This is a genomic window from Micromonospora sp. LZ37 (genome assembly GCF_059359015.1).
Map to the genome: position 1 here is coordinate 1 of NZ_JCADBL010000001.1, position 21,798 is coordinate 21,798.

Below are 21,798 nucleotides of genomic sequence, written 5' to 3' on the forward strand. Positions count from 1 at the left end.
GTCTCGTCGTCGGCGACCCGGACCAGTTCGGCCTCGGCGACCCGGGCGACCCGGTCGGCCGAGCGGGTGAGCCGGGTAAGCGGCCGGGCCACCGTACGGGCCACCGCGAAGCTGAGCAGCAGCACGGTCAGCAGGATCAGGGCGGCCGCCCCGCCGACCAGCCAGGCCGTGGTGAGCGCCCACCGCTTGTTGGCGCTGGTCTCCGCGATGACGTCCGCGACGACCTTCTTCTCCACGAACTGGCCGAGCGTGATCATCGAGCGGACCGAGGGGAAGAGCACGTCCAGCGGGACGTTCGCGATGGCGGCGACCGGATCCTTGACGCTGTCGATGAGGAACGTCGGGCTGGTCCGGGCGGCCACCGCCGCGTCGTCCAGCAGGGCCAGCTGGTACTGCTCGGGGGTGGCCAGGCTGCGGAACCGGATGTTGTCCACCTGGAGCGCGGCCATGCAGGCGATGTAGGCGGCGGAGGCCCTCGGGTCGCTGGTCGCCTTCACCAGGACGATCAGGGTGGCGCAGGCGCCCAGCCCCTCGTCGGCCCGCATCACCGCGTCCAGCGCCAGCACCTGGCGTCCGGCGGAGGTGCTGGTGTCCACCTCGAACGGCAGCCGCAGCGCGTCGATCAGGGCCATGTCGATCGGGCCGTACAGGTCCATGACCTGGGACGGGGTGGCCGCCCGGGCGAGCACCAGGGTGCGCAGGTCGGTGAGCTTGCCGACCCCGTCGAGGGCGGTCGCGACGCGGGGCGGCAGGTCGGCGCCGAACTCGGCCCGCAGGTCGGCGATCCGGTCGTCCACCGCCGTCGACTTCTGGATCAGCTCGGTGGGCTCGACCCGGCCGAGCAGCAGACCCACCGAGAGGACGCGCTCCTGCTGGAGGTCCTGGACGAGGCTGCCGATCCGGCTGGCGAGCCGGACCGTCTCGGCGGTGTCGCCCGCCCGCTGGGCGGCGGCGACCCGGTCGAGCACCACCGGCACGGCCAGCCCGACCATGCTGAGCAACGGGATGACCACCAGCAGGGCGAGCTTGCCCCGGATCCGGAGCCTACCGAGCAGCATCGAACGGCCCCCAGCGTTCACTGCCGGCGTCCCGACCCGTGCCGACCGGCTGGGGCAGCCGGTGGTCCTCGGGGGACATGCCCCGCTCCGCCGGCCGGGGCGGTTGCCAGCCGCTCGACCCGGGCAGCGCGCCGGAGTCCGGATCGGCGGCGCGTGCGGCCTCGGCGGCGCGCCGCTGGGCCCGCCGGAACGCGGCCACCAGCACGCCGATCAGGATCAGGACGAGCAGCACCGCGGTCGCGGCGGCGCCGGCTGCCAGCCGGCGGTCGCGGTCGTAGGAGTCGATCCGTTCGGTCAGCAGCGAGTCGAGCTGGTCGAGGATGACCGGCTGGAGCAGCTTGGCCGCGGACTGCGCGTTGAGCCGGGCGCCGGCGACCTGCGCGGGGTCGCTGAGCCCGGTCTTCGCCGCGGCGGCCGGCGCCGAGTAGGCGGCGAGCGCCTCGACGGCGCGCTGATAGGTGTCGAGCGGGGTGAGCACGTTCGGGCCGAGTTCGGTGCTCTCCGAGCTGTCCACCGCCGCGCGCAGGTCGGCCACCAGGTCGCCGGCCGAGGCGAGCGCGGCGACCCGCAGCTCGGCCAGTTCGCCCTGGGTGCGGGCCCGCTCGCTGGCCGGGCGGCCGGCGCCGAGCGCGGACAGGTCGGCGAGCCGGCCGGCGGCCACCATGGCGGTCGGCAGGTCCCGGCCGATGCCGTCCTGGAGGAAGAAGGAGTCCTGCTGGGGGTCGCGGACCAGCCCGGAGGCCTCCCGCACCTTGCGGTGCAGGGCCAGCAGCAGGTCGGTGACCTCCCCGTACGCGGTGTAGGCGGCCTCCGGGTCGTTGAGCGTCCGGTTGGGCAGCGCCTCCAGCTTGGCGCGCAGCCCGGCCCACCGTTCGCGGCTGCGCAGCTGGTCGCCGATCCGGGCGTCCACCCGGGCGGCGTCCTGCACCGCCCGGTCGAGCGCCTCGCGCGACGGGGCCCGGCCGATGACGGCGGCGGACTGGGCGTCGACCAGGGCCTCCGTGACCGGGCCGAGGACCCGCAGGTACTCGACGCCGAGCCGCTCGCGCACCGCCAAGTCCCGGTCGTCGCCGGTGAGCCGGTGGGTCTGCGCGAACAGGAACCCCACCGGCGCGAGCAGCGCCACGACGAGCAGCAGCGGCAGCACGCGGCCCGATGCGGAGGGCCGTCGACGGACCCGCTGCGCGGGGACTGCCATGGTCTTTCTCCTCCGGCGACGGCGGGGGAAGTGTCCGGTGTCGGGGGTCGCCTGTGGAGTCCCGTACACCGGACCGGAAAACTAGCTGACCTGCATGGGGGTGGAGCCGCCATTGTCGGGTGAGTTTCGCGTCTTTGCCAGCCATGTCACGCCGCGTTGACCTCGTCGACACACAAAGTGCCGCAGGCTGCGCGTGATGGAGGGATCGGAGGCGATATTGGCCGAAGATCGGAATTCACGTGATGCGAAGTCGTTTCGTCGCCGATGGCCTGGACGAACTGCGGTCGACGGCCACGGCGCACCGATCGGACCGACCGGACGGACGTACGGAGGATCCCAGGCAACACACAGGATCCACGCCGTACCGTGACCCGCATGAGATCGCCGTCGTCGGCCGCCGTCCGGCGCCTCCTGGCCGGCCCGCGCCGGATCGTGACCGCGTCGCTGGTCGCCGTCCTGCTGGTCGCCGCCGTCATCTGGGCGGCCCGGCCCGACCAGCCGGGCTTCCGGACCGAGTCCGCGATGGTCACCGTCCGATCCGGACCGACCGGCGACCAACCGGTCGACCTGGACACCACGCTCTGGCTGCCCGAGGACGCCTCGGCCGACCGGAAGGTGCCGGCGGTGCTGCTGGCGCACGGCTTCGGCGGCACCAAGGACTCGGTCCGCTCCGACGCAGAGGACCTGGTGAGCCGCGGCTACGCGGTGCTGGCCTGGACGGCCCGCGGCTTCGGCCGCAGCGGCGGCCAGATCCACCTCGACGACCCGGACCACGAGGTCCGGGACGCGCAACGCCTGCTGGACCGGCTCGCCGCCCGGCCGGAGATCCGCACCGACGCCGCCGGTGACCCCCGGGTCGGCGTGGTCGGCGGCTCCTACGGCGGTGGCCTGGCCCTGCTGCTGGCCGCGCAGGACCAGCGGGTCGACGCGATCGTCCCGATGATCACCTGGAACGACCTGGCCCGCTCCTTCCTGCCGGAGAGCACCGGACGACCGGCCACCGAGGGCGTGTTCAAGAAGGGCTGGGCCGGCATCTTCTTCGGCGGGGGCGGCAACGCCGGCTCCGGCCCGGCCGGCATCTCCGGCGTCCCGTCCGCCCAGCCGCAGGGGGCGCCCGCGTCGGCCGGCCCGGCCAGCCCGGCGCCGGGTGCCGGGCCGGGCACCGGCCCCGGGTACGCGCCCGCCGGGGCCGCGGACCCGTCCTGCGGCCGGTTCGCCGCCGACGTCTGCGCCGCGTACCTGCGGATCGCCAGCACCGGCCGGGCCGACCAGGCCGCCGTGGACCGGCTGCGCCGCTCCAGCCCGGCCGGCGTCCTCGACCGGATCAAGGCGCCGACCCTGCTGGTGCAGGGGGAGGCGGACAGCCTCTTCCCGCTCACCGAGGCCGACGCCAACGCGCGGGGCATCGCCGCCGCCGGCACGCCGGTGCGGGTCGCCTGGTTCACCGGAGGCCACGACGGCGGCGCCGGGCCGCAGAGCGACTCGGACCGCGTCGACTTCCTCACCGCGCAGTGGCTCGACCACTACGTCAAGGGCGGGGGCGAGGCGCCGGGCGACGACTTCACCTTCTCCCGGATCGCCGGTTTCGACGCCCTCGACCGGGGCCTGGTCGCCACCGGCTACCGCACCACCGACTACACCGGCGTGGCCGGGGACGCCCGCCGCGAGGTCCGGGTGACCGGCCCGGCCCAGCCGGTAGCCAACCCGCCCGCCGGCAACCCGGCCCCGATCTCGTCGGTGCCGTTCGCCGGCGCGCTCGGGTCGCTGCTCGACAGCGTGGCCGGGGACATCCCCGGCCAGCACGCCCGCTTCGAGTCGGCGCCGCTGGCCGAGGCGGTGGACGTGGTGGGCGCGCCGACCGTACCGATCCGGGCCGCGTCGCCGACCGGTGAGGCGGTGCTCTTCGTCAAGCTCTACGACGTCGACCCGACCGGCGCCGCGACGCTCCCCGACGGCCTGGTCGCCCCGGTCCGGCTCACCGGCCTGCCGGCGACCATCGACGCGGCCCGACCGGTGACCGTCACCCTGCCGGCGATCGTCCGCCGGATCGAGGCCGGGCACCGGCTGCGGGTCGTGGTGGCCACCTCCGACCAGGCGTACGCCACGCCGGCCGAGCCGGCCGTGCACGTCGTCGCCGCCGGCGACGGCCCGGTGAGCCTGCCGACGGTCGACGCCGAGCCGATCCCGACCACCGCCACCGCGTGGCGCTGGATCCTGGTCGGGCTGCTCGCCGCCATCGCGGTCGGGCTCGTCGTGGTCGTCGCCGTCGCCCGCCGCCGCCACCGCCGCCAGGACAGCTCCGTCCACCCGGAGTACGCGGGCATCCCGCTCGCCGTCCGCCGGCTCCGCAAGGAGTACGCCGACGGCTTCGTCGCCGTGTCCCAGGTGGACTTCGAGGTGCATCCCGGTCAGGTGGTCGGCCTGCTCGGCCCGAACGGGGCCGGCAAGACCACCACCCTGCGGGTGCTGATGGGGCTGACCCAACCGACCGCCGGTGAGATCTACGTCTTCGGACACCGGCTGGTGCCCGGTTCCCCGGTGCTGTCCCGGATCGGCGCGCTGGTCGAGGGGCCGGGCTTCCTGCCGCACCTCTCCGGCCTGGAGAACCTGAAGGCGTACTGGCGGGCGACCGGCCGGCCGGAGGCCGACGCGCACTTCGCCGAGGCGCTGGAGATCGCCGGCCTGGGCGACTCGGTGCACCGGCGGATCAGGAACTACAGCCACGGCATGAAGCAGCGGCTCGCGATCGCCCAGGCGATGCTCGGCCTGCCCGAGCTGCTGGTGCTCGACGAGCCGACCGACGGGCTGGACCCGCCGCAGATCGCCGAGATGCGCCGGGTGCTCCAGCGCTACGCCACCGACGGGCGGGCGGTGCTGGTCTCCAGCCACCTGCTCGCCGAGGTGGAGCAGACCTGCACCCACGCGGTGGTGGTCAACAAGGGCCGGATCGTCGCGTCCGGCCCGGTCGAGGAGATCGTCGGCGAGTCGCCGAGCGTGCTCTTCGACGTGACCGACCCGGAGGCGGCGCGCGCCGTGCTCGGCCGGCTCGACGGGGTGCGGGTGCTGCCCGACGACGACGGCCAGCTGGTGGTGGACACCAACGGCACCGCGCGCAGCGAGGTGGTGGCGGAGCTGGTCCGGGCCGGCATCGGGGTGGACCGGGTGGTGCCGCGGCGCCGCCTGGAGGACGCGTTCCTCGCCCTGGTGGGCGAGAACTCTCGGGGAAGCGGGGACCGGTGATGACGGGCTCTTCGGTGGGTTCACCCGGGGGTGGCACGGGCGCCTCGGAAGCGGGCGGGACGTCGACCGCCGCCGGGACCGCGGTCGGCCCGGGTGGGGCGGCGGCGGGCTACCGCCCGTCGGCCACCCTGCCGTTCGCCGCGGAGTTCCGCCGGCAGGCGTCGCGGCGGCGTACCCAGTTGGCGCTCGGCTTCATGGTGCTGCTGCCGCTGATCATCCTGATCGCGTTCCAGTTCGACTCGGGTGACGACGACGACAACGGGCGCAACGAGTTCGGCAGCCTGGTCGAGCTGGCCACCTCGGGCGGGCTCAACTTCGCGCTCTTCTCGATCTTCGTGTCGGCGTCGTTCCTGCTGGTCGTGGTCGTCGCGTTGTTCTGCGGGGACACGGTGGCCAGCGAGGCGAGCTGGGGCAGCCTGCGTTACCTGCTGGCCGTGCCGGTGCCCCGGGCCCGGCTGCTCACGGTGAAGCTGCTGGTCGCGCTCGCGTACTCGGCGCTGGCCCTGCTGCTGCTGGCCGGCACCGCCCTGCTCGCCGGCACCCTCCGGTACGGCTGGGAGCCGCTGCGCAGCCAGGTCGCCGCCGAGCTGGCGCCGACCGACGGGCTGCTGCGGCTGCTGGCGGTGCTCGGCTACCTGGCGGTCGTACTCCTGGTGGTGGCCGGGCTGGCGTTCCTGCTGTCGGTGACGACGGACGCCGCGCTCGGCGCGGTCGGTGGCGCGGTGCTGCTCTGGATCCTCTCCAGCATCCTGGACCAGATCACCGCGCTCGGCGCGCTGCGCGACTTCCTGCCCACCCACTACAGCACGGCCTGGCTGGGGCTGCTCTCCACGCCGGTGCAGACCGACGACGTGGTCCGCGGGGCGATCTCGGCGGTCAGCTACGCCACGCTCTTCTGGGGGCTGGCCTTCTGGCGCTTCACCCGCAAGGACGTCACCAGCTGACCGCAGGACTTCCGGGAATTCGTGCGGATTTCGGCCGGGCGGAGGGCGTTCACAGCGTGGGACAGGCGGGTGGCGGCGCCCGCGTCGGGTCGTAGAATCGGCGGCACAACTGCATACCTCATCCAGAGGGGCTGAGGGATACGGCCCGACGACGCCCCGGCAACCACCCCGCGCGCTCATCGCTGAGCCACCGGCGGGGCAGGTGCCAATTCCGTCCCCGCCGCACCCTGCGATGTGGGGAAAGATGAGAGGACTCCTCGACATGACGTCGACGCTCGCCGCTCCCGGCATCGACACCGTCGCCGGCCCCGCCCGCGCCCTGGTCTGCCGCGCCTGTTCGGCCCGCTACCCGCTCGCCGCCCAGCACGCCTGTCACGAGTGTTTCGGGCCGCTCGAGGTCGACTACGACACCGCCGCGCTGGCCGCCGTCACCCGCGAGCAGATCGAGGCCGGCCCGCAGAACATCTGGCGGTACGCCGCCCTGCTCCCCGCCGGCCAGGACCCGGCCACCCGGGTCACCCTCGATCCCGGGCTGACCCCGCTGGTCGCCGCCCCGCACCTCGCCGCCGAACTGGGCATCACCGCGCCGCTCTGGGTCAAGGACGACAGCGCCAACCCGACCCACTCGTTCAAGGACCGGGTGGTCTCGGTCGCGCTGACCGCCGCCCGGGCGCTCGGCTTCACCCGCTTCGCCTGCGCCTCCACCGGCAACCTGGCCAACTCGGTCGCCGCGCACGCGGCCCGGGCCGGGGTGCCCTCGGTGGTCTTCATCCCCGGTGACCTGGAGCAGGGCAAGGTGGTCACCACCGCCGTCTACGGCGGCGAGCTGGTCGCCATCGACGGCTCGTACGACGACGTGAACCGGCTCTGCGGGGAACTGGTCGAGACCGACGAGTTCGAGGACACCGCGTTCGTCAACGTGAACGTCCGGCCGTACTACGCCGAGGGATCGAAGACCCTGGGCTACGAGGTCGCCGAGCAGCTCGGCTGGCGCATCCCGGCCCAGGTGGTGGTCCCGATGGCCTCCGGCGAGCTGCTCACCAAGATCGACAAGGCGTTCTCCGAGCTGGTCGAGATCGGCCTGGTCGAGGCGCCGGCCGGCGGCTGGAAGGTCTTCGGCGCGCAGTCCGCCGGCTGCAACCCGATCGCCACCGCCCTGCACGCCGAGAGCGACGTCATCACCCCCGTCAAGCCGACCGGCATCGCCAAGTCGCTCAACATCGGCGACCCGGCGGCCGGCCTCTACGCCCTCGAGGCGGTGCGTCGGACCGGCGGCTGGATGGAGTACGTCACCGACGACGAGATCCGCGACGGCATCCGGCTGCTCGCCCGTACCACCGGGGTCTTCGCCGAGACGGCCGGCGGGGTGACCGTGGCGGTGCTGCGCAAGCTGGTCGAGGCGGGGCGACTCGACCCCGCCGCCGAGACCGTCGTGTTCAACACCGGCGAGGGCCTGAAGACCATCGACGCGGTGGCCGGCCAGGTCGGCCCGACCCACCGGATCAAGCCCTCCCTGCGCGCCGCCCGCGACGCCGGTCTCCTGTCCTGACTCCCTGCCCCGCCGCCCTCCGGCAGCCCGTCGGGTCGGCCGTCGGCCCGCTTGATCGACCCCGTTTGCGGCGTGTCGCGGCCACCCGCCGCCCGGACACCCCGACACGCCGCAAACGGCGAGCGGAGGGCGCCGCAGTGCTCGGACGGATCGCCCGGACGGGGGATCGGGGCGATCCGCCGGGTAACTGGCTTTTCGCTGTGAGTGCGGAAAACCCGCCGACAAGGACTTGACGCCAGTAACCGGACGGCGCAAGATGCTCCGTGCGGGAGGGCATTTCGCCGGAGACTCTTGAAGTTCTTGCGACCCAACGCCGGAGGCGTTGTGCGAGTGACCCTCCCGACCACGTCCGATCGGGCCGGCGAACAATTCGCTGGCCCGATCGCCATTTCGGCGGGCATCCTCGGCGGATGAGCATCACCATCGCGTCGTTCGACGGCGCCGACCGGGTTGCGGTCGACGAGGCGTACCGGATCGGCGCGGCGGTCGGCGCCGCCGACGTGCCGGACTATCCGCCCTTCTGCCGGCGGCGCTTCGACGCGCTCTTCCACACGCCGATGCCCGGCACCGTCACCCGCTGGGCGCTGGCCCGGCTGGACGGCGTGCCCGCCGGCTACCTGGCCGTGGACCTGCCGCAGTTGGACAACACCGACAACGCCACGGCCGACCTGGTGGTCCATCCGGAGCTGCGGCGCCGGGGCGTCGGCCGGGCGCTGCACGAGTACGGGGTCCGGCTGCTGCGGGAGCACGGCCGCAAGCGGGTGCTCGCGATGGCGGTCGCCGCGCTGCCCGGCGGGCCGGCCCGGTCGGCGGCGGGCGGCGCGTTCGCCGCCGCGGTCGGTGCCCAACCGGCGCTGGCGGAGGTGCGCCGCCGGCTCGACGTCGCCGGCGTGGACCACGACGCGCTGGCGGCGGTGCTGGCCGAGGCCCGGAGCCGGGCGGAGGGCTACCGGTCGGTCCGCTGGCAGGGCGCGACCCCGCCGGAGTACGTCGCGGACGTCGCCTACCTGGACGGCCGGCTGATGACCGACGCCCCCCTCGGCGACGTGGAGTGGGAGCCGGAGCGGGTGGACGCCGAACGGGTCCGGGGCACCGAGCGGGCGCTGGACGCCCGCGGCCGGCGCCGCTACCACCTGGGGGTGCGCCACGAGGCGTCCGGCCGGCTGGTCGCCTGGACCCTGCTGGACGTGGGCCCCTCCGCCGACTGGCACGCGTTCCAGCAGATCACCATCGTCGACCCGGCCCACCGGGGCCACCGGCTCGGCCTGCTCGCCAAGATCGAGAACCTGTCCCACCTGATCGCCCACGAGCCGGCGGTCCGCGTGGTGGACACCTTCAACGCGGCGGCCAACAGCCACATGATCGCGATCAACGAGCGGCTCGGCTTCCGCCCGGTGGACGCTTGGACCGACTGGCAGCTCACCCTCTGACCGCGGTCACCCGTCCGGCTCGTCGAACCGGCGGACCAGCTCCCGGACTGCGGCGTGAATGTCCTCGTCCGGGGTGAACCGGTGCCCCTGCACCGGCGGCGGCACGGTGTCGGTGGGCGCGATGAGCAGGCTCTTCGGGTCGCGTACCCAGCGGTCCACCCGGGCCGCCGGGTCGTCGGGGCCGTCGAACTCGTCCGGGAGGAAGATCCGCCCGCCGACCGGGTCGGTGTACCGCCAGAGGTTGATCCACCGCCAGGACAGCCCGTCACCCAGCTGGCGCAGCAGCGCGCCGTCGACGTATCCGGGGAAGACCGCGCGGTACCGGTTGCCCAGCGGTGCGGCGTAGGTGAGCAGCGCGACCCGCCGCCGGCAGCGATCCGGCAGTTGCAGCACCGTCACCGCGAGCAGCACGCTGCCGTGGCTCTGCCCGGAGAGCACCACGGTGTTCCCGTCTGCCGTGAGCTGTCCGATCCGGCGGGTGAGTTCCGGCACCGCCCGCTCCGAGTAGCAGGGTGGGGCGAGGGGGTGCGCGGCGCGCGGCCAGAAGGTGGCCAGTTCCCACAGCACGCCGACCAGCCGCATCACGCCGGACCGGTAGGCGACCAGCCCCGCCCCGGCCAGGCCGAGGACGAACAGGCCGATCAGCAGGGCGCCCAGGTCGGTCACGAAGACCACCGGCCGGGCCAGCGGCAGCCCACCCAACAGGAGGGCGACGGACCCCGGACCCAGGTCGACGATCGACAGCCCGGCCGCGGTCAGGGTGAGCGCCGCCAGCACCGCGTACGCGGCGGGCAGCAGGGGCCCGACCCGGTTGGTCAGCTGGGCCAGGACGATCGCGTCGCGGACGGCCCGGACCCGCTCCGGCGGCACCCGGGACGCCTCCGGGAAGTCCCGGCGGACCAGCTTCTCGGCGGCCCGACGGCGGTGGGCCCGGCGGACCCAGGTGCCGAGCAGCGCGGTCACGATTACCGTGATCACCGCCAGGGTGAAGCCGAGGGTGGCCCAGCGGTAGGCGATCGGCGGCGCCAGCGGTGGCGCGCCGGGCGGCAGCGCCCGCGCCGGCGTCGGGCTGTGGCCCCGGTCCAGGTACTCGGCGAGGCCGTAGGTCAACGCGGACGAGTAGGCCACCGCCAGCCCGATCGCCACCGACGTCAGTACCGGGGCCGCCACTCCGGTCAGCAGGGTGCGCGGGCGCGGCAGGCCGCGGCGCTGCGCCAGGGCCACGAGCCCCAGCACCGCGAGCAGCACCAACTGCCCGACGAAGAGCCCGGACACCAGCTCGCCGTATCCGGGCAGGGCGCCCTCGGCCGACCAGGGCGGCCGGGGCGCCGCCGCGTACCCCAGGGTCAGCACGGTGAGCGCGGCGGCCGTCCACCGCAGTCCCGCGGTGGCGATCCGGCCCCGCCGCTCCTCGCTGTGCCGCTCGATCGCCGGCCGGCAGAGCAGCGCGAGCGCGCCGACGAGCAGGAGCGCGTCCGCGGCGAGCAGCAGCCAGCCGACCGGGGCGGCGTCGCGCCGCGCGAGGACCAGCAGCAGCGCGGCGTCGAGGGTGGCCAACGCCACCGCCACGTGCACCGAGCGCAGCCGGCGCAGCAGCGCCCGGGTGTCCCAGAAGTCCGGTGTGTCGAGCCGGTCCGCGCCCGTCCCGGGCGTGCCGACGCCGTCCTCCGGCAGTTGCAGGCTCCGCGCGCCGAGCCGCCAGATCATCGCGACCGCGATGAGCGGCAGCACGGCCAGCACGGCGAGGCGCTGACCCGGCGGGACGCCGCCCAGCCAGGAGATCTCCCGACGCCCCTCCATGCACCTCGGGTACGCCGCGCACTGCCAGGCGATCAGGTCCAGGCACAGCCCGACCGTGGAGAGGACGTACATCGCGGTCATCGTCGCGGCCAGCAGGCGGCAGAGCGCCCGCGCCGCGGCGCCGCCCCGGCCGGGCACCGGCAACGTCCAGACCGCGATGTTGCTCAGCATGAACGGCAGGAGCAGGACCAGGGAGAAGGTCCGGCGCGCGGTGCCGCCGGTCAGCCCGCTCCACCGGTACGCCTCCAGCGTCGTGCCGTCGGGGCCCGCCGGGTCGCCGAAGCCGGGGCGGGACCGGTAGAAGCCGGCGTCGTCGTCCCCGGCGACCCGCGTCACCACCGGCCGGTCGAGGATCGCCTCCGGCCCCTTCTCGGCGACCCCGTGCACCCGGATCTCGGTGGTTCCCACCCGCCGTCCTCTCCTGGCCGGAGCCCGGCGGTTACCCACCGCTGCGGGGACCAATCCCGGCCGGTCCCCGTCGGGCACCGGACAGCCCGGCGGGGGCCGCCCCGGGTCGCGGCCCTTACCGGCCCGGCCGGTGCTGCGGCATGATGGCGGGCATGACGGAGACCCCGCATCCCCTGTACGACAGGCACGCCGACACCCTCAACCGTGCGCTGACCGCGATCACGGAGCGCGGGTACTGGTCCGCCTATCCCGAGTCACCCAGCCCCCGGGTGTACGGCGAGACCGCCGCCGCCGACGGGAAGGCCGCCTTCGAGGCGTACCTGAACGGCGACTTCCCCCTCGACCAGCCGGGCGCCGACCGGGTCGCCACCGAAACCAGCCCGTTCGGGCTGGAGCTGAACGTGCGCTACCCGCACGCCGGCGCCGACGAGCTGGTGGCCGCCGCCTCCGCCGCCCTGCCCGCCTGGCGCGACGCCGGGCCGCAGGTCCGGGTGGGCGTCTGCCTGGAGATCCTCGACCGGCTGCACAAGCACATCTTCGAGCTGGCCAACGCGGTGCAGTTCACCAGCGGCCAGGCGTTCGTGATGGCCTTCCAGGCCGGTGGCGCGCACGCGCTGGACCGCGCGCTGGAGGCGCTCGCCTACGCGTACGCGGAGATGACCCGGCACCCGCGGACGGCCGGCTGGGAGAAGGCCGCCGGCAAGGGCGACCCGCTGCGGATGACCAAGACGTTCCACGTGGTGCCGCGCGGTGTGGCCCTGGTGATCGGCTGCAACACCTTCCCGACCTGGAACTCGTACCCGGGGCTCTTCGCCTCGCTGGTCACCGGCAACCCGGTGGTGGTCAAGCCGCACCCCCGCGCGGTGCTGCCGCTGGCGATCACCGTGCGGTACGCCCGGGAGGTGCTCGCCGAAGCCGGCTTCGACCCGAACCTGATGCTGCTCGCCCCCGAGGCCCCCGGTGAGAAGCTCGCCTCGACGTTGGCCCTGCACCCGGCCGTCAAGATCGTCGACTTCACCGGCTCCACCGAGTACGGCGACTGGCTGGAGGCGAACGCCCGGCAGGCGGCCGTCTACACCGAGAAGGCCGGCCTGAACACCGTCGTCGTCGACTCCACCGACGACTTCGCCGGGATGTGCCGCAACCTCGGCTTCACGCTGACCCTCTACAGCGGCCAGATGTGCACCACCTCGCAGAACATCCTCATCCCGGCGGGCGGCATCGAGACCGACCAGGGGCACAAGAGCTTCGACGAGGTGGCCGGCGGGATCGCCGCCGCGGTGGGCAAGCTCACCGCCGACCCGGCCCGCGGGGTCGAGCTGACCGGCGCGATCGTCAACGACGGGGTGCTGGAGCGGCTCGACGAGGTGACCAAGGTCGGCGAGCCGGTGCTGGAGTCCCGTACCGTCGAGCACCCGGCGCTGCCCGGCGCGGTGGTGCGGACGCCGACCATCGTCAAGCTGGCCGCCGACGACACCGCGACCTACGGCAGGGAGTGGTTCGGGCCGATCTCGTTCGCCATCGCCACCGACTCCACCGCCCACAGCCTGGAGATCATGCGGACGACGGTGGGGGAGAAGGGTGCGCTGACCGCAGCCGTCTACTCGACCGACGAGGCGGTCCTGGACGCCGCCGAGGCCGCCGCGGTCGACGTCGGGGTGCACCTGTCCTGCAACCTGACCGGCGGGGTCTTCGTGAACCAGTCGGCCGCGTTCTCGGACTTCCACGGCAGCGGCGCCAACCCGGCCGCGAACGCCGCCCTCACCGACGGCGCGTACGTGGCGAACCGGTTCCGCGTCGTCCAGAGCCGCCGCCACGTCTGAGGACGGCGGAGGGCCGGCGTCGAAAGGCGGATCTCTGACGAAGCGTGACACCTCAGGGGCATCGACGTGCCGCTGAGGTGTCACGCTCGCTCAGGCGGGCCGGCGCATCTGGAGTTCGCGGAGCGCCGGGACGGTGGGGTGCGGGACGCGTACCCCGGTGTCGGTGAAACCGAGCCGCTGGTACGCCCGGTAGGCCCGGTCGTTGCCGACCACCACCTCCAGCATCAGCTCGGGCCGGCCGCACTCCCGCGACCAGGCCGCCACCCCGTCGATCAGGGCGCGGAGCAGGCCGCTGCCGCGCCAGGCCGGCGTCACGTAGACGGCGTAGACCACGGTCAGGCCGGGCTCGTCCGGGGCGGCGATCCCACCCGCGGACCCGGCCAGCCGGCCGCCCGGGTCCGCGATGAACTGGGCGTTCCGGCAGCCGGTCGAGACCTGGGCGACCCGGGCCGCGTAGTCGGCGTGCGGCAGCGCGGCCGCCTGCGCCACCGTCTCCAGGAAGGCCAGCGGGGCGTCCGCCAGCATCTCCAGCCGGAGGGCCCGCATCCGGGCCGCGTCCTGGCGGCGGACCCGACGGACGGTGGCCGTTCGGGCGTCCGGTGGGGCCGGGGCAGAGTTCATGACCGCATGCATACCGCAGTGACGCCGGGCGATGGGTGCAGCTCCGCCGGAGCGTCGGAATATGCCCGATTTGTGGTCGTGCGCCGTCGTCACGCCTCGTGTAGCGTGCGATTTCGGTCACTGATTCAGCGGTCGGCACCGATCGCCGGACGGTGGTCCTCCGGGTGCCGGCCTGCGGCCGGCTCCGGGGTCGTGGAACGCCGCGCAGAGTGAGGAAGTGCACCGTGGCACAGGGCACCGTGAAGTGGTTCAACTCCGAAAAGGGCTACGGCTTCATCGCCGTCGACGGCGGCCAGGACGTCTTCGTCCACTTCTCCGCCATCGAGATGGACGGCTACAAGGCGCTCGACGACGGGCAGCGGGTGGAGTTCGAGATCGCCCAGGGCCAGAAGGGTCCGCAGGCCGAGCGGGTCCGCGTCATCGCCTGACCCGCCCCCGCCCGGGTGGGGCTGCGGGGCGACTGGACAACAGGGAAGATCATGGGCCGTCCCAGGCGTCACTGAGGAGGGTTCATGTCCGACCGGTCCCCATCGGAGCCGTTCGACCCCGCATCGTCGGGTCCGCCCGCGTCGAGCGGCTCGCCGGAGCCCGCCGCGCCGGCCGATCCGCCCGTCCCGGGTCAGGCCGTGCCGGGCGCGCCCGGTTGGCCGGGCCAGCCCACGCCGCCCGGCGCCTGGGACCCGGCCGGCGGGCAACCACAGGGCTGGGCCCAGCCGCCGACGACCAGCTTCCCGCCCACCGCCGGCTTCCCGCCCGGTTCGGACCCGTCGGCGGGTTTCCCGCCCGGCTACCCGCCGTACGGGGGCTACCCGCCGCCCTCCGGGGCGCAGCTGCCGTACGGCTGGCAGGCCGGCGGTGACTCCGACGATCCGCTGGTCAATCCGCCGTACGCCGGTGTCGAGGGCTGGTTCCGGCGCTGCACCGGTGCGCTGCGCCGGGGCTGGCGGGTCCTGCTGCCGCTGATGCTGCTCACCCAGACCGTGCCCGCCGCGGTGCTGTCGTTGCTCGGCCTCGGGCTCGGCCCGGCGCAGGAGGAGCTGCCCGCCGACGGTTCGCTGCCCGACGGCTTCCTGGGTGACCTGGTGACCTTCGGGGTCGCCGTGCTGGTCGCCGGTCTGTTCATCGGCCTCGCGCAGAGCGTGGGCTGGGCCGGCGGCACCTGGGTGGTGGCCCGGCAGGCGGCCGGCGAGCCGGCCGACCTGGGCGGCGCCCTTAAGTACGGCCTGCGCCGGGCCCTCGGGCTGTGGGGCTGGACCCTGCTGATCACCCTGATCGTGACCGTCGGCGTCTGCTTCTGCGTGCTGCCCGGCATCTACCTCGCCTTCGCGCTCGCCCTCGCCGGGCCGGTCTACCTCTTCGAGCGGCAGAACCCGATCGGCCGCTCGTTCCGCTTCTTCCACGACCGGCTCGGCATGGTGCTCGGCCGGGTGGCGCTGGTCGCGGTGGCGGTCGTGGTCGGCAGCCTCGTCGGAGGAGTGGTGGAGACCGTCGGCACCCTGCCGTTCGGCGTCGACCCGTACTCCTCGCCGGGCACGGCGGTGGGCGCGTCCCTGGTGGTGGTGCTGAGCGCGGTCCTGGTCGTCCCCGTTCACCTGGTGCAGCTCGTCGGGCTGGTGGTGTCGTACGCCGAGCAGCGGGCGCACGAAGGGCCGGTGAACGCGGCCCGGCTGGCGGCGGAACTCGGCTGACCGGGCCGACCGTGCTTGCACTCGGCAGGGGAGAGTGCTAAACAAGTCATTGGCACTCGCATACCGTGAGTGCCAATGGTCGGGACGGTGGGGCCAAGGTTCCAGCGGCGTTGGAGACGCCGGTGGGACACATGGCCGGTCGTCGCGGGCTATCCGGCCCGGCCGAAGGACGTCGTCGTCGCCAGGTGGCGACGTCCCAAGGTGCGTACACCAGGCGGCCCATCCGGGACACACACTCGGGTGGCCCGTGAGTGTCCAGGAGGACAACGCCGTATGGCCAAGATGATCGCGTTCGACGAAGAGGCGCGCCGCGGCCTCGAGCGGGGCATGAACCAGCTCGCCGACGCCGTGAAGGTGACCCTCGGCCCCAAGGGCCGCAACGTCGTGCTCGAGAAGAAGTGGGGTGCCCCCACCATCACCAACGATGGTGTGAGCATCGCCAAGGAGATCGAGCTCGAGGACCCCTACGAGAAGATCGGCGCCGAGCTGGTCAAGGAGGTCGCCAAGAAGACCGACGACGTCGCCGGTGACGGCACGACGACGGCGACCGTGCTGGCCCAGGCCCTGGTCCGTGAGGGCCTGCGCAACGTGGCCGCCGGCGCCAACCCGATGGCCCTGAAGCGGGGCATCGAGGCCGCCGTGGCCAGCGTCTCGGAGGAGCTGTCCAAGCTCGCCAAGGACGTCGAGACCAAGGAGCAGATCGCCTCCACCGCCTCCATCTCCGCCGGTGACAACACCGTCGGCGAGATCATCGCCGAGGCGATGGACAAGGTCGGCAAGGAAGGCGTCATCACCGTCGAGGAGAGCAACACCTTCGGGCTGGAGCTGGAGCTCACCGAGGGTATGCGCTTCGACAAGGGCTACATCTCGGCGTACTTCATGACCGACCCGGAGCGTATGGAGGCCGTCTTCGACGACCCGTACATCCTGATCGTCAACAGCAAGATCTCGTCGGTGAAGGACCTGCTCCCGATCCTGGAGAAGGTCATGCAGGGCGGCAAGCCGCTGCTGATCATCGCCGAGGACCTCGAGGGCGAGGCCCTGGCCACCCTGGTGGTCAACAAGGTCCGGGGCACCTTCAAGTCGGTCGCCGTCAAGGCGCCGGGCTTCGGTGACCGCCGCAAGGCCATGCTGACCGACATCGCCATCCTCACCGGTGGCCAGGTCATCAGCGAGGAGGTCGGCCTCAAGCTCGACGCCGTCGGCGTCGACATGCTGGGCCGCGCCCGCAAGGTCGTGGTCACCAAGGACGAGACCACCATCGTCGACGGTGCCGGCGACGCCGACCAGATCCAGGGCCGGGTCAACCAGATCCGGGCCGAGATCGAGAAGAGCGACTCCGACTACGACCGGGAGAAGCTGCAGGAGCGGCTGGCCAAGCTGGCCGGCGGCGTTGCGGTGATCAAGGTCGGCGCGGCCACCGAGGTCGAGCTCAAGGAGCGCAAGCACCGCATCGAGGACGCCGTCCGCAACGCGAAGGCCGCCGTCGAGGAGGGCATCGTCCCGGGTGGTGGCGTCGCGCTGGTGCAGGCCGGCAAGACCGCCTTCGACAAGCTGGACCTGGTCGGCGACGAGGCGACCGGCGCGCAGATCGTCAAGATCGCGCTGGACGCCCCGCTGCGGCAGATCGCCGTCAACGCCGGCCTGGAGGGTGGCGTCGTCGTCGAGCGGGTTCGCAACCTCGACGCCGGTCACGGCCTGAACGCCGCCACCGGTGAGTACGTGGACCTGCTGGCCGCGGGCATCATCGACCCGGCCAAGGTGACCCGGTCGGCGCTGCAGAACGCCTCGTCGATCGCGGCGCTCTTCCTCACCACCGAGGCCGTCGTGGCGGACAAGCCGGAGAAGACCCCGGCCGCCCCGGCTGGTCCGGGTGGCGGGGACATGGACTTCTGAGTCCAGCTCCAACACCGGACGGGGCGGGCCGCGCGAGCGGTCCGCCCCGTTCCGTCTATCGGGGCAGGGGGCGCTGGTTGCGCCTCTTCTGCGCGCGGTCGTACGGGGGCAGGACCGCCACCGGCTCGTCCACCACCACCCGCGGTTCGTCGGCGTCCGGGTCGTCGAGCCCGGCCATCTCGGCCAACTGCTCGGCGTCGCCGTAGTCCCGCCGGTCGAACGGCAGCGGGGTGGGCGGATCGCCGACCGGCGTCCACCTGGCCGGTGGCACGTCGTCGGTCTGTTCGTCGTCCGTGGTCATGGCCCCTCCTCTACCGAAACGGTAGGGGGCGTCGATCATCCACGGGGGCGAAAGACGTTATCGGGGTCTATATCCTATTCGCCCTGTTGTCGATCGCTCACAGCGTCCGACGGTAGAGGAAGAACACCCGCTCGATGCGCGCACCCGCACTCCCGGAGTAGAACGGCACCGGCCCCACCCAGCCGATCTGCGCGGCGTCCACGCCGGCCGCCCGCTGGTCGCGCAGGCAGCGACGCAGCAGCACCCCACCGATCCCGCTACCCTCCGCCGCCGGGGCGGTGCCCATCGGCCCGAACCAGCTCGGCCGGGACGACCCCCAGGCGGCGAACCCGAGGATCTCCCCGTCCCGCTCCGCGAGGTGGCAGCCGGCGCCGTCGCGGCCGACCGAGCCGGCCAGCTCGCCGTCCCAGGCGCCGCCGAAGGTGGACCGGGCGAACGCCGCCAGCGCGGGCAGATCCGCCGGCTCCGCCGCGCGCACCACCACCCCCTGGCCGGCCAGCCGCCGCTCCGCCGGCTCCGTCGTGCGCAGCGCCGGCGATCCGTCGTACGACAGGTCGGCGGTCATGTTCCACGCCGTCCGGTCCTGCCGGTAGCCGAGCGCCAGCGCGAGACAGACCGCCGGGGTGTAGCGCACGTCGATGCCGGGCCAGGCGTACCAGGGCGGGTTGCCGGCGAGCAGCACCTCGGCCGCGCCGAGCCCGGCCAGCCGCCGCTCGGCCTCGGCCACCAGGGCCCGCCCGGCGCCGCGGCGGCGTCGGTTCGGCTCGACCGCCAACAGGTCCACGTGCCCGAGGCGCGGGTCCTGGGCCGAGATCGACCCGATCAGCACCCCGACCAGTTCGTCGCCGACGTACGACCCCAGCGCCACCACGGTCCGGCCCGCGCCGGCCCGGATCCAGAGGGCGTCCACCAGGGCGTCCGCCTCGGCGGCGTCCTCGGGAAGGTCCAGCGCGCGCCGGCACAGTGCGACGGCGTCCGGCGCCCGGTCCAGGGTGAGCTCGGTGATCTTCGCGTCCATGGTCGCGACCCTAGGGCATCGGTCCCGCTCCCGGCACCCACCGGCCCCGGCGTACCCCGGGCCCCCTCCGCCGGAGGTGTCAGGACGGGGTCGCTGCTCGCGCCGCCCGCACGGCCGCGTACGCGTCGACCAGGCCGGCGCCGGTGATCGCCGGGTCCCCGCCGCAGGTGTCGGCCGGGTCGTCCGAGCGGTGGCTCGGCTGCACCGGCCGCGCCGTCTCCCGCAGGATGCGCCGGGTCCGCTCCAGGTCGCCCACCAGTGCCGGGTTCGCCGACCACATCAGCGCCACCACGCCCGCCACCTGCGGCGTCGCCATCGACGTGCCGTCCAGCGTGGCGTAGCCGCCGCCCGGCATCGCCGAGAGCACCCCGGCGCCCGGGGCGACCACGTCCGGTTTGGCCGCGCCGCCGGCCGCCGGGCCCCGGCTGGAGAAGAGCGCCACCCGCCGGTTCCGGTCCACCGCGCCGACGGTCAGCACGTCGGGGTACGGCGCCGGCGGGTCGGCGATCGAACCGCAGTGCGGGCCGGTGTTGCCGGCGGCGGCGACCACCAGGATGCCGGCGGCGTCCAGCGCGGCGGTCGCCGGGCGCAGCGCCCCGGGGTCGCACCCCTCGACGGCCGGGCAGCCCCAGGAGTTGGTCAGGACGTCCGGCGCGCGGGCGGGCCGGCCGTCGGTGAACGGGTCGCCGCCGGCCGGGAACGGCGCCAGCATGAACTGGAGGCAGTCCAGGTAGTGCGCCGGGTTGCCCAGGTTCCGGTCCAGGTTGACGCAGCCCACCCAGCGGGCGCCGGGGGCCACGCCGATGCCGTCGCGCCCCACCGCGCTGCCCACCGTGTGGGTGCCGTGCCCGCCGGTGTCGTTCGGTGCGCGGGTCCGGTCCCACGGGTCGTACCAGGAGTCGTCGCCGCCCCGGAAGCCGCCGGTGAGGGCCGGGTGGCCCCCGTCCACCCCGGAGTCGGAGCTGCCCACCACCACGCCCTCGCCGGTGACCCCCAGTTCGGACCAGACCCGGTCCGCGCCGAGCAGCCGGATGTTCCAGGCCGGGCCGGCGGGCCCCGCCACGTCGCCGGTGCTGCGCGGCGCCGGGGCGGGCAGCGGGCGGGCCCGCTGGCTGACCAGGACCCGGGACACCTCGGGGCGGGCGGAGAGCCAGGCGCGCACCGCCGGGCCGCCGTCGGTCTCGATCGCGTTGACCAGGTAGTAGGGGGTCGGTTCCAGGCCCAGCCGGCCCAGGTCCCGGCGCAGGTCGCGCTGGGTCCGCTCGGCGGTGGCGACCAGCCGCCGGTACACCTCGGCGGCCCGGGCGTCCCGGCCGGCCCGGCCCGGTGCCCCGGTGGCGATGCCGGAGAGGTCGGCCTGCTCGTTGAGCACCACCAGCAGCCGCTCCCCGTGCAGCCCGGGCTGTCCCGGGCCGACGGCGACCACCCCGACCGTGACCAGCAGCGCGGCGGCGACCGGGGCGGCGACCCGCCGGCTGGGCGGGCCACCGCGCGGGCGGGCGAGCAGGACGCCGTACGCGACGGCGAGCAGGACCGCGACCGCGAGCCCGGCGCCGGCGGCGACCGCCACCCAGAACGGCACGTCGCGGGTGTTCGCCAGCAGGACCGAGATCTCCTCCGGGTCGGCGAAGGCCAGCGGCCCGAGCACGCCGAGCCCGACCAGCCAACGGGTACCCGCCTGCCCGGTCGACGCGCCGGACCGGAGGAGGACCGGGTCGCCGACGTCCGCGGGGCGGTCCGGGGCGGTCGCCCGGGCCGGCCGCGCGGCTGCCGCGTGCAGGGCCGCGAGCGCGAAGCCCGTGGGAGGCAGGGTCAGCAGCAGGGGCAGCTGCGCGCCGGACTGCCCGACGCCGGCGCCGAGCAGCAGCAGCGCGACCCCGGCCACCAGCCCGCCGACCAGCACCAGGCGGGCCGGCCGGAGCCGTCCGCCGACGGTGAAGGCCGACCAGAACGCCCCGTCGAGCAGCGCCCCGGCCAGCCCGCCGAGCGCGGCGGCCGCCAGCGCCGCGAGGAGCGTCTCCAGCAGCCCGCCGAGCGCCCCGAGCCAGGCCCAGGGCAGCAGCAGGGCCAGCCCGGCGGCCACACCGAGCAGGGTGACCGGGCCGGGCCGACGGGCCGCCCACCGACCGCCGGCCCGGTCGGGCGCGGCCGGGACCGGGCCGGCGGCGGGGTCGGGCCCGGCGGGGACCGGGCCGGCGGCGGGGTCGGGTTCGGCCGGGACCGGGCCGGCGGCGGAGGCGGTGGCCACCGTGCGGCGGTGGCCGAAACGGGTCACCAGGAGCGCGGCGAGCGCGGCGGTGATGGCGAGCGCACAGAGGTACGCCTCGTGGTGCACCAGCGGGATCGCCCGGAGCAGCCCCAGCGCGCCGAGCAGCAGCGCTCCCGTCAGCCAGGCCCGGCCGGTGGCCCGGACCGCCGTCGAGCGGGGCAGCAGGGCCAGCGCCAGGGCGGGCGCCCCGACCAGCAGGACGGCCGACAGGCCGACCACCGGCCAGAGCCGGACCTCCCGATCCAGCCCGGACGCGAGCAGGACCTGGTCGGCCACCCAGCCACCGAGCTGGCCCACCACGACGACCCCGATGGTCCACAGCCCGGCCAGCACGGCCGCCACCACGGGCCAGGGCCCGGACGGGTGCTGGACGGGTGGCTCGGGACCGATGTTCTGATCCGGGCGCTCGGCCTGCATCCCAGCACTCTCCCATGCCGGTGCGGGACGCGGCCGACGACGGATCCGGCCGGTTCGCGACGAAGGGTGCGGCCACGGCTTTTCCGCCCGCTTTCGGCCGCCCCGGGCGCCGATTGCCCGGTCGTCGTCGACTGCCCG

Annotated in this window: 15 protein-coding genes and 1 riboswitch; of the genes, 8 read left to right on the plus strand and 7 right to left on the minus strand. The window is 74.5% G+C overall.

What is annotated here, in order from left to right; all coding sequences use genetic code 11:
- A partial coding sequence (locus tag AC5L3Z_RS00005; RefSeq protein ID WP_494838556.1) for a nitrate- and nitrite sensing domain-containing protein occupies window positions 1-1,058 on the minus strand: 1,058 nt, incomplete at its 3' end.
- A complete protein-coding gene (locus AC5L3Z_RS00010) occupies window positions 1,045-2,256 on the minus strand; it encodes a hypothetical protein (RefSeq protein ID WP_494838557.1) in 1,212 nt (403 codons plus the stop codon). The genes AC5L3Z_RS00005 and AC5L3Z_RS00010, both read right to left, overlap by 14 nt.
- Before the next feature lie 375 nt (window positions 2,257-2,631).
- On the opposite strand from AC5L3Z_RS00010, the gene AC5L3Z_RS00015 reads away from it, so the two are divergent.
- From AC5L3Z_RS00015 to AC5L3Z_RS00030, 4 genes are all read left to right on the plus strand, one after another.
- A complete protein-coding gene (locus AC5L3Z_RS00015; RefSeq protein ID WP_494838559.1) occupies window positions 2,632-5,496 on the plus strand; it encodes an alpha/beta fold hydrolase in 2,865 nt (954 codons plus the stop codon).
- Window positions 5,496-6,440: an ABC transporter permease gene (locus tag AC5L3Z_RS00020; RefSeq protein ID WP_494838561.1), complete on the plus strand. Its 945-nt coding sequence runs from the start codon at window positions 5,496-5,498 to the stop codon at window positions 6,438-6,440. The genes AC5L3Z_RS00015 and AC5L3Z_RS00020 overlap by 1 nt, the downstream gene beginning before the upstream one ends.
- Before the next feature lie 115 nt (window positions 6,441-6,555).
- Window positions 6,556-6,691, plus strand: a riboswitch (SAM riboswitch).
- An 11-nt stretch (window positions 6,692-6,702) separates the two neighbouring features.
- A complete protein-coding gene (gene thrC / locus AC5L3Z_RS00025; protein ID WP_494839554.1) occupies window positions 6,703-7,989 on the plus strand; it encodes a threonine synthase in 1,287 nt (428 codons plus the stop codon).
- A 410-nt stretch (window positions 7,990-8,399) separates the two neighbouring features.
- On the plus strand, window positions 8,400-9,419 hold the full coding sequence (locus AC5L3Z_RS00030; RefSeq protein ID WP_494838562.1) for a GNAT family N-acetyltransferase: 1,020 nt from the start codon (window positions 8,400-8,402) through the stop codon (window positions 9,417-9,419).
- Window positions 9,420-9,425: 6 nt separating this feature from the next.
- Here AC5L3Z_RS00030 and AC5L3Z_RS00035 read toward each other — a convergent pair whose 3' ends face one another.
- Window positions 9,426-11,627 carry a hypothetical protein gene (locus AC5L3Z_RS00035; RefSeq protein ID WP_494838564.1) on the minus strand — a complete coding sequence of 734 codons (2,202 nt, stop codon included), beginning with the start codon at window positions 11,625-11,627 and terminating at the stop codon, window positions 9,426-9,428.
- Between the two features lie 152 nt (window positions 11,628-11,779).
- Between AC5L3Z_RS00035 and paaN the strand changes: the two genes are divergently transcribed.
- Window positions 11,780-13,450: a phenylacetic acid degradation protein PaaN gene (gene paaN / locus AC5L3Z_RS00040; RefSeq protein WP_494838566.1), complete on the plus strand. Its 1,671-nt coding sequence runs from the start codon at window positions 11,780-11,782 to the stop codon at window positions 13,448-13,450.
- A gap of 90 nt (window positions 13,451-13,540) precedes the next feature.
- On the opposite strand, the gene AC5L3Z_RS00045 is transcribed toward paaN, so the two are convergent.
- Window positions 13,541-14,071: a GNAT family N-acetyltransferase gene (locus AC5L3Z_RS00045; protein WP_494838568.1), complete on the minus strand. Its 531-nt coding sequence runs from the start codon at window positions 14,069-14,071 to the stop codon at window positions 13,541-13,543.
- 224 nt (window positions 14,072-14,295) lie between these two features.
- Here AC5L3Z_RS00045 and AC5L3Z_RS00050 point away from each other — a divergent pair, with 224 nt between their 5' ends.
- From AC5L3Z_RS00050 to groL, 3 genes are all read left to right on the plus strand, one after another.
- The gene (locus AC5L3Z_RS00050) at window positions 14,296-14,499 is read left to right on the plus strand and encodes a cold-shock protein (protein WP_067305333.1); all 204 of its coding nucleotides are present in this window, start codon (window positions 14,296-14,298) and stop codon (window positions 14,497-14,499) included.
- Window positions 14,500-14,583: 84 nt separating this feature from the next.
- The gene (locus AC5L3Z_RS00055) at window positions 14,584-15,759 is read left to right on the plus strand and encodes a hypothetical protein (protein WP_494838569.1); all 1,176 of its coding nucleotides are present in this window, start codon (window positions 14,584-14,586) and stop codon (window positions 15,757-15,759) included.
- A gap of 273 nt (window positions 15,760-16,032) precedes the next feature.
- Window positions 16,033-17,655 carry a chaperonin GroEL gene (groL, locus tag AC5L3Z_RS00060; protein ID WP_334520926.1) on the plus strand — a complete coding sequence of 541 codons (1,623 nt, stop codon included), beginning with the start codon at window positions 16,033-16,035 and terminating at the stop codon, window positions 17,653-17,655.
- Between the two features lie 55 nt (window positions 17,656-17,710).
- On the opposite strand, the gene AC5L3Z_RS00065 is transcribed toward groL, so the two are convergent.
- From AC5L3Z_RS00065 to AC5L3Z_RS00075, 3 genes are all read right to left on the minus strand, one after another.
- On the minus strand, window positions 17,711-17,956 hold the full coding sequence (locus AC5L3Z_RS00065; RefSeq protein WP_334520923.1) for a hypothetical protein: 246 nt from the start codon (window positions 17,954-17,956) through the stop codon (window positions 17,711-17,713).
- 97 nt (window positions 17,957-18,053) lie between these two features.
- A complete protein-coding gene (locus tag AC5L3Z_RS00070) occupies window positions 18,054-18,974 on the minus strand; it encodes a GNAT family N-acetyltransferase (RefSeq protein WP_494838571.1) in 921 nt (306 codons plus the stop codon).
- A 79-nt stretch (window positions 18,975-19,053) separates the two neighbouring features.
- On the minus strand, window positions 19,054-21,660 hold the full coding sequence (locus tag AC5L3Z_RS00075) for a S8 family serine peptidase (RefSeq protein WP_494838573.1): 2,607 nt from the start codon (window positions 21,658-21,660) through the stop codon (window positions 19,054-19,056).
- Window positions 21,661-21,798: the final 138 nt, after the last annotated feature.